This window comes from Jiangella rhizosphaerae (genome assembly GCF_003579925.1).
In the GTDB taxonomy this organism is placed as follows: domain Bacteria; phylum Actinomycetota; class Actinomycetes; order Jiangellales; family Jiangellaceae; genus Jiangella; species Jiangella rhizosphaerae.
This window is the reverse complement of sequence record NZ_QUAL01000083.1, coordinates 1-13,009: the sequence shown is the minus strand read 5'-3', so window position 1 is coordinate 13,009 and position 13,009 is coordinate 1. Positions and strand designations below refer to the sequence as shown.

The following is a 13,009-nucleotide window of genomic DNA, read 5'->3' as shown; positions in this document are numbered from 1 at the left end:
CGCCGCCCGCTCCCCGATCCGCGGGGCGGGTCGCCGGGTCGCCTCGGCGCGTTCGCGGGCCAGCGCCGTACGCCGTCCGGTCATGGCCGTGGCCAGCGCGGCCGCGACCCCCGCCGCGACCGCCAGGTCGCCCGGGCTGACCGCCTCCGGGCGGGGCGGGAACGCGACCGGAACGGTCTTGCCCAGCCAACGGAGCCGGGTGTCGTCGCCGGCCACCGTGACGACGCCCTCGTCGGGCCGCTGCGCCACCGTCGTCTCGACGCCCGCCCGCTGCTCGGCCGTCACCGACACCGGCATGCCGCCGTTGAGCAGGATGACCAGGCCGTTGGCGACCAGACCCAGCGCGATCAGCCGGGCGCCGTGGTAGGCGCGGTTGAGCCAGGCGTAGAAGCCGAGGGTGAACCAGCACAGCGCCGTCATGACCGGCAGCAGCGGCTCCCACACCCAGCTGCCGGCGACCCCGACGGCATAGGCGCCCAGCGCGGTGAGGATGAGGCGGCTGCGCACCGGGGGTCGTTCGCCCAGGCGCCGCAGCCGCCCTCCGCGTGCGTACCCCGCCGCCAGGCCGGCGGCCAAGGCGAGCAGGAGGAGCGCCATATCATCATCCTGACCTGGTCCGGCGCCGAACCGGCGGACGCCACGCCCGGAAGCTCGTGGTGGAATGCTCCGCAGCGGGCGAGAGGAGTCAGCACGTGGCCGAGATGGTGGCCGCCGAGATGGTGGCCAATGTCCACTCCGTGGCGGTATCCGTGGGAGACCAGGTCGGTGCCGGGGCGACCCTGCTGATCCTGGAGTCGATGAAGATGGAGATCCCGGTGTTGTGCGAGGACGGCGGACTGGTGTCCGAGGTCAAGGTCGGCCCGGGTGACGTCGTCCAAGAGGGCGACGTGCTGGTCGTCATCTCGTGACGGCGCTCGAGCCCGGCCTCGCGGCGCGCGAGTCGCACACCGTTACCGAGGCCGACACCGCGCTGGCGCTGGGCTCCGGCGACGTGCCGGTGCTCGCGACGCCGCGGCTGGTGGCGTGGATGGAGGCCGCGACCGTGGCCGCCGTCGACGACGCGCTCGCCGGCGGCGACACCACGGTGGGCACTCGGGTCGAGGTCGATCACGTCGCGGCGAGTCCGCTCGGCGCCCCTGTGGAGGTGCGCGGCGAGCTGACCGCCGTCGACGGGCGGACCCTGCGGTTCTCCGTCGTCGCTCTGGGCGGCGACGGCGAGCCGGTGGGTCGTGGGACGATCACCCGCGTCGTCGTGGGACGCGAGCGGTTCCTGGCCCGGTGAGGCTCAGCGCGCGTACGGGTGCGTGGGCAGGCTCGGCGACCAGTCGTCTTCGGCCCGCGGGAGCGGGTCGTGCCGAGGGCCGCCGTCCGAACCCGCCAACCGGGCCGCGGAGACCGCGGCGGCGATCGCGACTGCCAGGACGAGAAGGAGGATGACTGCGCTCATGGCAGTAATTCTTCTCCTGCCGGAATCCTGCCACCAGTGGCAGGACTGCCAGTAGGCATCGACTTCCTGCCAGTTGTCTGGCAGACTGTCCGAATGCTGCGAAATGTCGCTGCCGTGGTGCTCGACGGCGTCGCCCCGTTCGAGCTCGGCGTGCTCTGCGAGGCGTTCGGCGTCGACCGGTCCGACCAGGGTCTGCCGGTCATGGACTTCGACCTGTGCGGACCGTCGCCGCAGGTCAGGACGTCCATGGGGTTCGGGCTGGTCATCGAGCACGGGTTGGAGCGGCTGGAGTCGGCCGACCTCGTCGGCGTTCCCGCCATGCCGCGCAACGACACCTACCCCGACGAGCTGCTCGAGGCGCTACGGGCCGCCGTCGACCGCGGCGCGCGGGTGCTGTCGGTCTGCTCCGGCGCGTTCGTGCTGGGCGAGGCCGGCCTGCTCGACGGCCGCCGCTGCACCACGCACTGGATGTACAGCGGCGAGCTGGCCGCGCGGTTCCCCGAGGCGAAGGTCGACCCCGGGGTCCTCTACGTCGACGACGACCCCGTCATCACCAGCGCCGGCACGGCCGCCGGCCTCGACGCCAGCCTGCATCTCTGGCGCAAGGAGTTCGGCGCCGACGCCGCGGCCATGGTGGCCCGCCGCATGGTGGTCCCGCCGCACCGCGACGGCGGCCAGGCGCAGTTCATCGAGGCGCCCATCCGTGCCACACCGGCCCGCACCCTGGCCGGCGTCGTCGACTACATGACCGCCCATCTCGACCAGGACCTCACCGTCGACGACCTCGCGGCGCTGGCCAACATGTCGCCGCGCACGTTCGCCCGCCGGTTCCGCGCCGAAACCGGCACGACGCCGTACGAGTGGCTGCTGACGGCCCGGCTCGCGGCCGCGCAGCGCATGCTCGAGCGCGGCGACGACGTCGTCGAGACGGTGGCCGCCCGGGCCGGCTTCGGCACGGCGGCGGCCATGCGCCACCACTTCGCCAAGCGCCTGGGCACCACGCCGCAGGCCTACCGGGCCGCGTTCTGCCACCGCCGCCCCGGTCAGGTGTCGGAGGCATCCTGACCCCGGTTGGAATGATCACGTTCACCACCCGATTCGGTCCCACACGAGGCCTGCCGGCCTTGTGATGCGCAGGAAGTCCTCGTGACGGCTCGGCGCGAGATGCGGACAGCGGTTGCCCGGGGCATCACAAGGATCGCTTTCGCATCACCAGGGCTGCAGGCCTCGTGCGGCAGGGAATCGGGTGGTGAACGTGATCATTCCCAGATCAGATGCCGGTGGTGGAGCGGGGGTAGGCGACCTTCGGGTCGCACTGGACGTTGACGAGGTACGGCACGCCGGCGTCGAAGGCGCGGCGCAGCGCCGGGCCGATGTCGCCGGGCTCGGTGACGGTCTCGCCGGCGCCGCCGAGGGCCTCGACGACCGCGTCGTAGCCGGTCTCGGGACGCAGGTCGGCGGCGACGTCGTAGCCGTACAGGAACCGCATCGGGTGCTTCTCCAGCCCCCACGCGCCGTTGTTGCCGACCACCATGACCACCGGAAGGTCGTGCCGGACCAGGGTGTCGACGTCCATCAGCGACATGCCGGCGGCGCCGTCGCCGTAGAGCAGCACGACCTGGCTGCCGGGGCGGGCCAGCCGTGCGGCGGCCGCGGCGCCCGCGCCGGCGCCGAGGCAGCCGTACGGGCCGGGGTCGAGCCAGCAGCCGGGCCGGCCGGGCTCGATCAGCTTGCCCGCCCACGACACGAAGTCGCCGCCGTCGCCGATGACCACGGCGTCGTCCTCGAGGACGCGGTTGAGCTCGCCGTAGACGCGTGCCGGGTGGATCGGCTCGCCCTCCGACGCCAGCAGTGGGGCGTCGCGCTCGACGGCGGCGGCCGCCTGGTCGCGCAGCTCGTTGGCCCAGTCGTCCCAGCGGCGGGTCGCCCGCATCGCCGTCAGGATGCCGTCGAGGACGAGCGTGAGGTCGCCCGCGGCGCTCGCGGCGAGCTCGACGTGGGTCGCGAGGCCGTCGGGGGAGTCGGCGACGTGGACGACCTTGGCCGGCGGCGCGCCGTCGGAGCCGCCGAACGTGCCGAAGCCGAGCCGGAAGTCCAGCGGCGTGCCGACCACCACGACGAGGTCGGCGTTCTTGAACGCGGCCGACCGGGCCCGGTTGACCAGCAGCCGGTGGCCCTTCGGCAGCACGCCGCGGCCCATGCCGTTGGCGACCACGGGGATGCCGGTCTCGTCGGCGAAGCGCAGCGCGGCCTCCTCGGCGCCGTCCATCCAGACGTCCGAGCCGAGCACGACGACGGGGTGCCGGGCCTCTCCGATGAGCGTGGCGACGGCGGTGAGGCTGTCGGGGTCGGGTTCCGGCCGGGGCGCCGGCGGCGTGAGCTCGAGCGTCACGTCGGCGAAGCTGTACAGCTCGTCCATCGGGACGTCGACGAAGACCGGCCCGCGGTGCGCCGACCGGGCGACGCTCAGCGCGCGGTCGACGACCGGTCCGACGTCGGCCGCCTTGTGCGCCGTCGTCGACAGCTTGGTGACGGGGGCGAGCAGCGGCGGGTGGTCGAGCTCCTGCAGCGCGCCGGTGCCCCACCGCCAGGCCGGCGCGCGCCCGCCGACGGCCAGCAGCGGGACGCCGCTGAAGCACGCCTGGGCGATGCCGCTGACGCCGTTGGTGACGCCCGGGCCCGCGGTGAGGACGACGAGCCCCGGCTCGCGCGTCAGCTTCGCGGTCGCCTCGGCCCCGAAGACCGCGGTCTGCTCGTGCCGGACGTCGACGATGCGGGTGGGCGACTCGGCCTTCACCACGGCGTCGTACAGCGGGAACACGTGGGCGCCGGACAGCGTCCACATGGTCCCGACGCCGTGCGCCTCGGCGACGGCCAGGGCGTGCTGACCGGCGTGACCGCTCAGGGTGAGATCGTTGCGCTGCGAAATACTCACCCGTTCACCGTACCGGAATCCATCCGCCGATCATGGCGCAGCGGCGCGACCGCCACGGCGAGGGCGCGCAGCCGGGCGTCGTCGAGCTCCAGCAGCTCGGCCGGTGGCGCGTGGAGCGCCCCCAGCAGCTCGGCACGGACGGCGGCGCCGCGCGGTGTCAGCACGACCAGGCGGGCCCGGCGGTCGGTGGGATGCACACGGCGTTCGGCGAGGTCGAGTCGCTGCAGGCGGTCGACGGTCCAGGTGGCGGTCGACGCATCGCACTGCCACTCCGCCGCCAGCTCCTTCATGGTCCGGCCGGCTTCGGCGTCGAGCGAGTGCAGCGCCTTGTACTCGTTCGGGGTGAGGCCGAGCCTCGCGAGGACGGCGTCGCGCTCGGGCCGGGAGCGGACGAGCAGGTCGAACAACACCCGCCAGGTGTCGGCGGCGAGGGCGGCGTGGTCGTCGGCGGTCACGGCGCACAGTCTACTGATTGGATGACTCCAATAGTTTGACGAGTCCAAGTAAATCGGCCTAGGGTCGAGACCATGAAGGTGAGCATCAGCATCACGAACTACTCGTGGTCCGGCGGCGGACTCACCGACGAGCTCGTCCGGGTCGCGGGCGCCGCCGACCAGGCCGGCATCGACACCGTCTGGGTCGCCGACCACCTGGTGCAGGGCGACCCGTCCCGCCGCCTCGACGACGAGATGCTCGAGGCGTACACCACTCTGGGCTACCTCGCCGGGCGGACCGAGCGGGTCCGGCTGGGCGCCATGGTCTCCGCGGCGACGTTCCGGGCGCCGGCGCTGCTGATCAAGGCCGTCACCACGCTCGACGTGGTGTCGCGGGGACGAGCCTGGTTCGGCGTCGGCGCCGGCTACCACGGCGACGAGGCGGCCATGATGGGCCTCTTCCTGCCGCCCACCGCCGAGCGGTTCGAGCGGCTGGAAGAGATCCTGCGGCTGGCGACGCAGATGTGGGCCGGTGACGCGTCGCCGTTCGAGGGCCGGCACTACCGGCTCGAGCGGCCGCTCAACGTTCCCAACTCCGTCACCCGGCCGCACCCGCCGATCGTCATCGGCGGGTCCGGCGAGAAGGTGACGCTGCGGCTGGTCGCGCAGTACGGCGACGCCTGCAACCTGCCGGACGTCCCCGACGACGGTTCGACGGTCCGGCACAAGCTCGATGTCCTGGCGCGCCACTGCGACGCCGTCGGACGCCCGTTCGAGGCGATCGAGAAGACGCTGGCGACGGCGCTCGCCCCGGGGGAGTCCGCGGCCTCGTTCGTCGAGCGGTGCGGGGTGGCCCGCGAGCGCGGTTTCGACCACGTCAGCGTCATCACCAGGGGCACGCCGTGGACCGAGGACACCGTCGCCACGGTGGCCGCGGCGGTCAGCGGGGTCTAGCGCGGCCTCGCGGGTTCCGCGGCCGCGACCCGCTGGAGCAGGCCGCCGGGGTCGTAGCGCTCGCGCAGGGCGCGGACGCGGTCGCCCGTGGCGCCCGGGAACGCGCGCCGGAAGGTGTCGTCGTCGGGCCGGCTCTCGAAGTTGCGGTAGGCGCCGTCGGCGTACGGGGCGAGCGGCGCGGCCGCGGCGTCCAGCTCGGTGCCGCCGCCGGGCGGGAACTGCGTGAGGATCGCGAGGACCTGCTGGTGACGGTGGGCATATGCGGTCGCGTCCGGGGCGACCTCGTTGATCGCGCCGCCGAGCGCCCGCAGCTGCACCAGGGTCCGCTGGGGTCCCGCCGCGACCTCCATGAGCGCCCGCGCGCTCGCCTCCGTCAGCGCCGGCAGCAGGGCGTTCGTCGTCGTGGACGGCTGCTGGCCGACGTTCGGGTGCAGGTGTCCGGTGGACACCAGGGCGGGGTACGGCGCCAGCTGCGCGCCGCTGGACAGCGGCCGGACGCCGAACTCGGCCAGCGGCGCGATCAGCTCGCGCACCAGGTCCTGGTCGTCCGAGGCCACCACGGCGGTGAACTGCGCCGCGACGTCGGCGCCGTCGGCGAACAGGACGGCGCTGCCGGTCAGCTCGTGCGGCGCGGCCGCGACGTACTCCGACCAGCGCCGTAGCGTGTCGCCGTCGCGGTCGGCCTCCACCACGACCTGCCCGAAGCCGACCGTGCGCAGTGGTGTCGCCTCGATCTCGAAGGCCACGACCACGCCGACGCCGTCGCCGGCGCCCCGCACGGCCCAGAACAGGTCCGGCTCGTGCGTCGCGTCGGCCCGCACCAGCCGGCCATCGGGCAGGACCACCTCGGCGGCGCGGATGTGGTCGATGGTCAGTCCGTACGACCGCGCCAGCCAGCCGATGCCGCCGGCCGTCGCCAGACCGCCGACGCCGACGTTGCCGTGGTCGCCGGAGCTGATCGCCCAGCCGTGCGGCGCCAGCGCGGCGGCGACGTTCGCCCACCGTGCTCCGGCGCCGACGCGGACCAGCCGCGCGTCCTCGTCCAGCACCTCGACCCCGTTCATCGCCGAGACGTCCAGCACGATGCCGCCGTCATTCGACGACCGTCCGGACAGCCCGTGCCCGCCGCTGCGCACCGAGAGCGGCAGGCCGGAGTCGCGGGCGACCTCGAGGCTGGCCGCGACCTCGGCCGGGCTCTCCGGCAGCAGCACGAGGGACGGCGCGGACACCCGCGTGTAGGTGGACCGCAGCAGTGGGTACCGGCGATCGCCGGGCCGGACGGCGCGGTCGCGCAGGCCGCCGGGGAGTACCAGCTCGCTCATGCGGCCGCTCCGCGCCGTTCGGCGACGCGCTCGCGGACGGCCGGCACGACCTCGGACGTGAACAGCTCCAGCTGCGCCGCCGGGTCGGTGATCGTCCAGAGCACGAACGTGTCGAAGCCGAGCTCGACGGCCCACTCGGTGAGCGTGTCGACCCACAGGCCGGCCGGGCCGACCAGGCCCTGCCCGCCGCGGTACGGGCCGATCGCGCCGATGACGTTGTAGAGGCGACGGACGTCGCGCGGGTCGCGGCCGGCTTCGCGCGCGGCGGCGTCGATGATCGCCTGCCGCTCCGGCACGTCCTGCGGCGGCACGTAGATGTTCAGCGGCGACACCCAGCCGTCACCCACGCGCCCGGTGACGCCGAGCATGCCGGGCTTCTGGCTGCCCACCCAGATCGGCACGGGCGCGGCCGGCACGGGTCCGGCCTGGTAGCCGGCGATGTGGTGGTGCTCGGTGTCGGTGCGGATCGCCCGGCCGTCGAGCGCGGCGCGCAGGATGCCGATCGCCTCCTCGGTGTACTCCACCATGGCCCGGCCGTGGTGCGGGGTGGCGCCCATCGACGCGACGGCGGCCGCGCTGGGCCCGCCGCCGACGCCGAGCGCGACCCGTCCGGGCGCGATGGCGGCCAGCGACGCCGCCGCCTTGGCCAGCATGGCCGGCGGGCGCAGCTGCAGGTCGGCGACGTCGGAGACGACGGCGATGCGCTCGGTGCGGGCGGTCAGGTAGCTGAGCATCGTCCAGACGTCCAGGTAGCCGGGCTGGTAGGCGTGGTCCTGGACGGCGAGGTACTCCAGCCCGGCGCGGTCGGCCTGCCGGGCGAGGTCGAGCGCGGACCCGAAGTCCGCGGCGGTGGGGTCGAGGCTGACCCCGAAGGTGAGGGGATGTCCGTAGTCGGTCACGTCCCCATGATCGGCCCCGGCGACCCCCGCGGCGGACATGCCAGTAAGCAACTTACCTTTCGTAAGTCTCCACCCAAGATCAACTGTGGGTGGGGACGGGATGGCGCGCCGCCGCGGCGGTCAGAGTGATTGCGGGAAGCCGAACACCCGGCCGGGGTCGTAGCGGCGTTTGAGTTCGGCCAGCCGCGGCAGGTTGGCGCCGTGGTAGGCGGCCGGGCCGTCGGCGAGGGCGGGGTCGGGGAAGTTCGGGTAGACGTGCCCGGAGCCGTCGGCGTGCCCGATCTGCCAGGAGGTGTCCGTCCAGGCCGACGTCGCGGCCGCGCCGTGCTCGAGCAGGAACCGCTCGCCGCGATGGGCGAACGCCGTCGCGCCGCCGGGCACCCGGCCGTAGGCGCCGCCCATCGGGGTGAACGCCAGCCGGCGGGGCCCGTCGGCCGGGCCGTCGGTCAGCTGGGCGCACAGCGCGTCGATCGTGGCCCGGCGCAGCGGCCGGGCGAAGAACTCCGACCGGATCCGCCGGCCGGCTGCGACGTCCTCCAACGGGTCCGGCCCGGCGAGGAGATCCTTCAGGCGCGAGTACGGCTGCCCGCCCCGCAGGTCGAGCGGCGCTCCCACGTCGGAGCGGAACCCGTCGATCAGCTCGTACGTGGGCGCCTCGGGCAGCAGTGAGGCACCGCCGAGGCTCACCTCGACCGGCCGCCCAGGGCGGGCGAGGACCGCCAGGGTGACGGTGACCTCGTCGGGCGCGTCCGGGGCCCAGCCCTGCCAGGCCTCGATGACCTCGGCCAGCGGCGCCCGCGGCGGGCCGAAGTCCAGCCGCGTCGTCTCCGGCTCCGGCACGGTGTCGAAGACCAGCGAGGTGACGACACCGAACTGGCCGCCACCCGCGCCGCGCAGCGCCCAGAACAGGTCGGGCTCGCGCTCGGCGTCGCAGTCGACGACCCGGCCGTCGGCCAGCACCACCTGTGCGCCGGCCAGCCGGTCGCAGGTCAGCCCGTACCGCCGTCCCAGCAGCCCGATCCCGCCGCCGAGCGTGAGCCCGGCGATGCCCACGGTCGGCCCGCAGCCCGCCGGCAGGGTCCGCCCGTGCCTGTGCAGCGCGCCGTACACGCCGGCCAGCCGGGCCCCGGCGCCGATGGTCGCCGACCCGGAGCCGGTCACGGTCACGCCGTCGAGCCCGCCCAGGTCGAGCAGGATGCCGTCGGTGGACGACCGCCCGGCGAAGCAGTGGCCGCCCCCGCGCGGCACCAGCGGCGTCCCGGTCGCCCGCGCGTACTCCAGGGTGCGGACCACGTCGCCGACCGAGCGGCAGCGCACCACGTAGCGCGGCCGCATCCCCACGTACCGCACGTCGGCCGGGCGATACGCCGCCTCGTAGCCGGGGGAGCCGGGCTCGTACACCTCGCCGTCCAGAGCCGCGTCGATCACACCGTCCACGCTAGGGACGTCGTGCCACCGGGCGATTGAACGAAACGGCCAGCGCCCGCCGGCTCAGGGCTGGCGGTAGAGCCAGGGCGCGCTGGAGCGCAGCGTCGCCTGCAGCGCGAGCAGCAGGTCGGAGCGGACCGCGGGCATCGGCCGCGGGGTGCTGGCGACGTTCTGGGCCGGGGTGCCCTGCACGCCCAGCAGCAGCTGCAGGTGCAGCGCCCGCAGGTAGTCGAGGGTGTTCTCGCGCGCGGCGGCCCGCGACGAGGGCGGGCGGGCGTCGTCGCGCCAGGCCTGGGCCAGGCGGTCGAGCCAGCCCTCCAGCGGCTCGATGGTGACGAGGTCGCGGTGCAGGACCGACATCGTCGCGTACGCCAGCCGCTGCTCCTCGCCGGCGGAGAAGCGGTGCCGCGTCGGCGTCGTCAGCCGCTCGGCCACGACGTCGAGCAGGACGCGCAGCTCGTCGGCGCCCAGATGCCGCGACGCGCTCAGCGCGCCGAGCACGTCGGCCCCGTGCACGACGGCGTTGGCCCAGCCCTGGCTGGGGGTCCAGCCGCGGAGGTCGCGCTCGCCGAGGAACCAGCCGACGGCTTGGTCGGCCCAGGTGAGGACCGCGGCCGGGTGCAGCCCATGGGTGACGTTGTCGCGCGCGATGACCTCGGCCAGCACGCTCGCGGAGAACGAGCGGCGCAGCACGGAGTCGGTGCCCTCCTCGCCCAGGCCCTTCTTCAGCCCCAGCGCCAGCCCGTCGCCGAGCCCGACGAGCAGGTCGTCGTAGACGCCTTCGCGGATCCAGGTCTGCAGGACCGAGCGGGCGATGTCCTCGCGGACGTGCGGATCGGTGTCGCCCAGCATGGTGACCAGCTCGATGGTGAGCTCGTCGAGGGCAGCGCCCTGGGGTAGCCGGAAGCCGTCGGCGACGACCTGCTCCCAGTACGACTGCTGCACAGGGCAATCCTCGCAGAACCACCTCCGTGGAGGGAAGCGAGGTGAGACAGCTACGCTCGGTGACGTGCCGTCGCTCAACGACGTCGTCCAGCGTCACACCGATCTCTCCGAGGCCGATCTGGACTGGCTGCATGCCCTCATCGCCGACTGGCAGCTGCTCGCCGACCTCTCCTTCGCCGACCTCGTGCTCTGGGTGCCCGACCGCGACGGCGAGGGCTACCGCGCGGTCGCGCAGATGCGCCCCACCACCGGCCCGACGGCCTACGTCGAGGACCTCGTCGGCACGTATCTGGTCAAGGGCCGGCGGCCGCTCATCGACACCGCCTACACCGAAGGCGTCATCCGGCGTGAGGGCGACCCCGAGTGGTGGGACGACGTCCCGGTGCGGGTCGAGGCGATCCCGGTGCGCCACGACGGCCGCGTCATCGCCGTCATCGGCCGGCACACCAACCTCGTCGCGGTCCGCACGCCCAGCCGCCTGGAACTGTCCTACCTCGAGTGCGGCAGCCAGCTGGCCACGCTGATCACGGAGGGCCGGTTCCCGCACTCCACCCGCACCGACATGGGCCGCCGCGGTGCGCCGCGGGTCGGCGACGGCCTGGTCCGGCTCGACGCCGACGGACTCGCGCTCTACGCCAGCCCCAACGCGGTCTCCGTCTACCGGCGGCTCGGCCTGGCCGCCGACCTCGTCGGCCAGCACCTGGGCAAGGCGACGGCCACGCTGGCGCCGCCGCCGGGCGCGCGCGACGAACCGCTGGAGGACGTGCTGGGCGGCCGGCAGCACATCCGCACCGAGATCGAGGGCAACGGCACGGTGATGACGTTGCGGATCATCCCGCTCGACCCGGGTGGGACCCACGTCGGCGCGCTGGCGCTGTGCCGCGACGTCACCGAGGTGCGCCGCCGCGAGCGTGAGCTGCTCACCAAGGACGCGACCATCCGCGAGATCCACCACCGGGTCAAGAACAACCTGCAGACGGTGGCGGCGCTGCTGCGGCTGCAGTCGCGGCGCATCGCGTCGGCGGAGGGCCGGGCGGCGCTCGACGAAGCGGTGCGCAGGGTGGGCTCCATCGCGATCGTGCACGAGACCCTGTCGCAGACCGTCGACGACACCGTGGCGTTCGACGACGTCGCCGACCGTCTGCTGGGCATGGTCGCCGAGGTGGCCGCCACGACCTCCGACGTACGGGCCACGCGGTCGGGGACGTTCGGCATCCTGGCCGCCGAGACCGCGACGCCGCTGGCCATGACGCTCACCGAGGTGCTGCAGAACGCCGTCGAGCACGGCCTGGGCCGTCGTGGCGGCGCGGTGCTGCTGACGGCGCAGCGCTCCGACGGCCGGCTGCTGGCGACGGTCGACGACGACGGCGCCGGCCTGCCGCCGGGCTTCGACGCGAGCACCACCGGTAACCTCGGCCTGCAGATCGTCCGGACACTGGTGGTCGGTGAGCTGGGCGGGACGCTGGACATCGGCCCCCGGCCCGGCGGCGGCACCCGGGTCGTGCTGGACCTGCCGGTGGCGGCCGACTCACCGCGCTGACGCCACCGGGACGTTCGCCGTCCCCCTGCTGCCCATTCTCTTAGCCGCGCAACCGCGCCTCAAGTCCGCCATGGAGTCGCTTCGCGACGACGGGCGGACTTGACCCGCGGCTTCGCGGCCAAGAACGGGCAGCTATCAGGGGGACGGGGAGGATCTGGGCACGCCTCGGCGTTGTCGTGCCCGTTTCGCGTGCTTTGTCGGGCTGTGGACAGCGATGATCATCGGCGATCGCCTACATCACGAGGATTACCTGAGCTTCACCATGACTGTAGGGGTGTTGACGCTGGGGCAATCCTCGTGATGGCCCCGGAATCACGGTGAAATCTCACCAGGTGGACGCTCAACGACACCAACGCCACACAGAAGCTGGCCAACGCCCCCACCGGCCCGTCGCCGCTCTTCCCCCGTCCCCCTGATCGCTGCCCGTTCTTAGCCGCGGGCGCGCGGGTCAAGTCCAAGCGCCCCGACCCCAGCGGAGCCCCACCACGAGGCGCGCGGACTTGAGGCGCGTGCGCGCGGCCAAGACAATCGGGCAGCAGGGGGACGGGACCCAACGCAGCAGAGGACGGCCAACGCTGCATCCCAGCCAACAGCGTCAACACCGGGCGATCCGGCCGAAGCAGGTCCGGACATACCGACGCCCCGCCGATCCGGGGTTGGCGGGGCGTAGCGTTCGGCGCGGGTGTCGGGGCCCGCTGCGCTGCGGCGTCAGTAGGCTCGCGCGCGGGCTCGGGCGTTGCGGCGCTTCAGGGCACGGCGCTCGTCCTCGGACAGACCGCCCCACACGCCGGCGTCCTGGCCGCTCTCGAGAGCCCAGCTCAGGCAGGCTTCGCGCACGTCGCAGCGACGGCAGACGGTCTTGGCCTCCTCGATCTGGAGCAGCGCGGGCCCGGTGTTCCCGATGGGGAAGAACAGCTCGGGGTCCTCGTCGCGACAGGCGGCACGGTGGCGCCAATCCATGGTTCTCACAGCTCCTTATGGTGTGGTGCCGGACATGTCCGGTCACGTTGCAGTACGTGAATTCGTTCACGAATCCCTGCCCGGCCCTGTGGCTCCGTGGGGCCGAGGGGATGACGCGAAGTCTTGCGGCGGCCTACCGCGCGCT

Annotated in this window: 14 protein-coding genes; 5 read left to right on the top strand and 9 right to left on the bottom strand. The window is 73.8% G+C overall.

What is annotated here, in order from left to right; all coding sequences use genetic code 11:
* The coding region (locus tag DY240_RS09260) for a DUF5317 domain-containing protein (protein WP_119659642.1) at positions 1-597 on the bottom strand (597 nt) is incomplete at its 3' end.
* Between the two features lie 104 nt (positions 598-701).
* On the opposite strand from DY240_RS09260, the gene DY240_RS09255 reads away from it, so the two are divergent.
* Both DY240_RS09255 and DY240_RS09250 read left to right on the top strand, forming a co-directional pair.
* Entirely contained in the window at positions 702-908 is a 207-nt protein-coding gene (locus DY240_RS09255; RefSeq protein WP_119659646.1) for a biotin/lipoyl-binding carrier protein, read from the top strand.
* The gene (locus tag DY240_RS09250) at positions 905-1,282 is read left to right on the top strand and encodes a thioesterase family protein (RefSeq protein ID WP_119659641.1); all 378 of its coding nucleotides are present in this window, start codon (positions 905-907) and stop codon (positions 1,280-1,282) included. Before DY240_RS09255 ends, DY240_RS09250 begins: the two co-directional genes overlap by 4 nt.
* Before the next feature lie 3 nt (positions 1,283-1,285).
* Here DY240_RS09250 and DY240_RS31790 read toward each other — a convergent pair whose 3' ends face one another.
* Entirely contained in the window at positions 1,286-1,447 is a 162-nt protein-coding gene (locus tag DY240_RS31790) for a hypothetical protein (protein ID WP_158602790.1), read from the bottom strand.
* Positions 1,448-1,540: 93 nt separating this feature from the next.
* On the opposite strand from DY240_RS31790, the gene DY240_RS09245 reads away from it, so the two are divergent.
* Positions 1,541-2,512: a GlxA family transcriptional regulator gene (locus DY240_RS09245; RefSeq protein WP_119659640.1), complete on the top strand. Its 972-nt coding sequence runs from the start codon at positions 1,541-1,543 to the stop codon at positions 2,510-2,512.
* A gap of 205 nt (positions 2,513-2,717) precedes the next feature.
* Here DY240_RS09245 and DY240_RS09240 read toward each other — a convergent pair whose 3' ends face one another.
* Together DY240_RS09240 and DY240_RS09235 are read right to left on the bottom strand one after the other, a co-directional pair.
* Positions 2,718-4,382: an acetolactate synthase gene (locus DY240_RS09240; RefSeq protein ID WP_199701148.1), complete on the bottom strand. Its 1,665-nt coding sequence runs from the start codon at positions 4,380-4,382 to the stop codon at positions 2,718-2,720.
* Entirely contained in the window at positions 4,379-4,837 is a 459-nt protein-coding gene (locus DY240_RS09235; protein ID WP_158602789.1) for a MarR family winged helix-turn-helix transcriptional regulator, read from the bottom strand. The genes DY240_RS09240 and DY240_RS09235 overlap by 4 nt, the downstream gene beginning before the upstream one ends.
* Positions 4,838-4,909: 72 nt before the next feature.
* On the opposite strand from DY240_RS09235, the gene DY240_RS09230 reads away from it, so the two are divergent.
* Positions 4,910-5,770: a TIGR03560 family F420-dependent LLM class oxidoreductase gene (locus DY240_RS09230; RefSeq protein ID WP_119659639.1), complete on the top strand. Its 861-nt coding sequence runs from the start codon at positions 4,910-4,912 to the stop codon at positions 5,768-5,770.
* Here DY240_RS09230 and DY240_RS09225 read toward each other — a convergent pair.
* The 4 genes from DY240_RS09225 to DY240_RS09210 form a co-directional block, all read right to left on the bottom strand.
* Positions 5,767-7,092, bottom strand: a complete 1,326-nt coding sequence (locus DY240_RS09225; protein ID WP_119659638.1) for an FAD-binding oxidoreductase — start codon at positions 7,090-7,092, stop codon at positions 5,767-5,769. The two genes, DY240_RS09230 and DY240_RS09225, sit on opposite strands and share 4 nt — an antisense overlap.
* Positions 7,089-7,991, bottom strand: coding sequence for an LLM class flavin-dependent oxidoreductase (locus tag DY240_RS09220; RefSeq protein ID WP_158602788.1), 903 nt, complete (start codon positions 7,989-7,991; stop codon positions 7,089-7,091). The genes DY240_RS09225 and DY240_RS09220 overlap by 4 nt, the downstream gene beginning before the upstream one ends.
* Before the next feature lie 120 nt (positions 7,992-8,111).
* Positions 8,112-9,419 (bottom strand): FAD-binding oxidoreductase, encoded by a 1,308-nt coding sequence (locus DY240_RS09215; RefSeq protein WP_233552669.1) that lies wholly within the window; start codon positions 9,417-9,419, stop codon positions 8,112-8,114.
* Between the two features lie 63 nt (positions 9,420-9,482).
* On the bottom strand, positions 9,483-10,364 hold the full coding sequence (locus tag DY240_RS09210; RefSeq protein ID WP_119659636.1) for a DUF2785 domain-containing protein: 882 nt from the start codon (positions 10,362-10,364) through the stop codon (positions 9,483-9,485).
* A 64-nt stretch (positions 10,365-10,428) separates the two neighbouring features.
* Between DY240_RS09210 and DY240_RS09205 the strand changes: the two genes are divergently transcribed.
* On the top strand, positions 10,429-11,904 hold the full coding sequence (locus tag DY240_RS09205; RefSeq protein WP_199701147.1) for a sensor histidine kinase: 1,476 nt from the start codon (positions 10,429-10,431) through the stop codon (positions 11,902-11,904).
* Between the two features lie 708 nt (positions 11,905-12,612).
* Here DY240_RS09205 and DY240_RS09200 read toward each other — a convergent pair.
* Entirely contained in the window at positions 12,613-12,864 is a 252-nt protein-coding gene (locus tag DY240_RS09200; RefSeq protein WP_053203257.1) for a WhiB family transcriptional regulator, read from the bottom strand.
* Between the last annotated feature and the right edge of the window lie 145 nt (positions 12,865-13,009).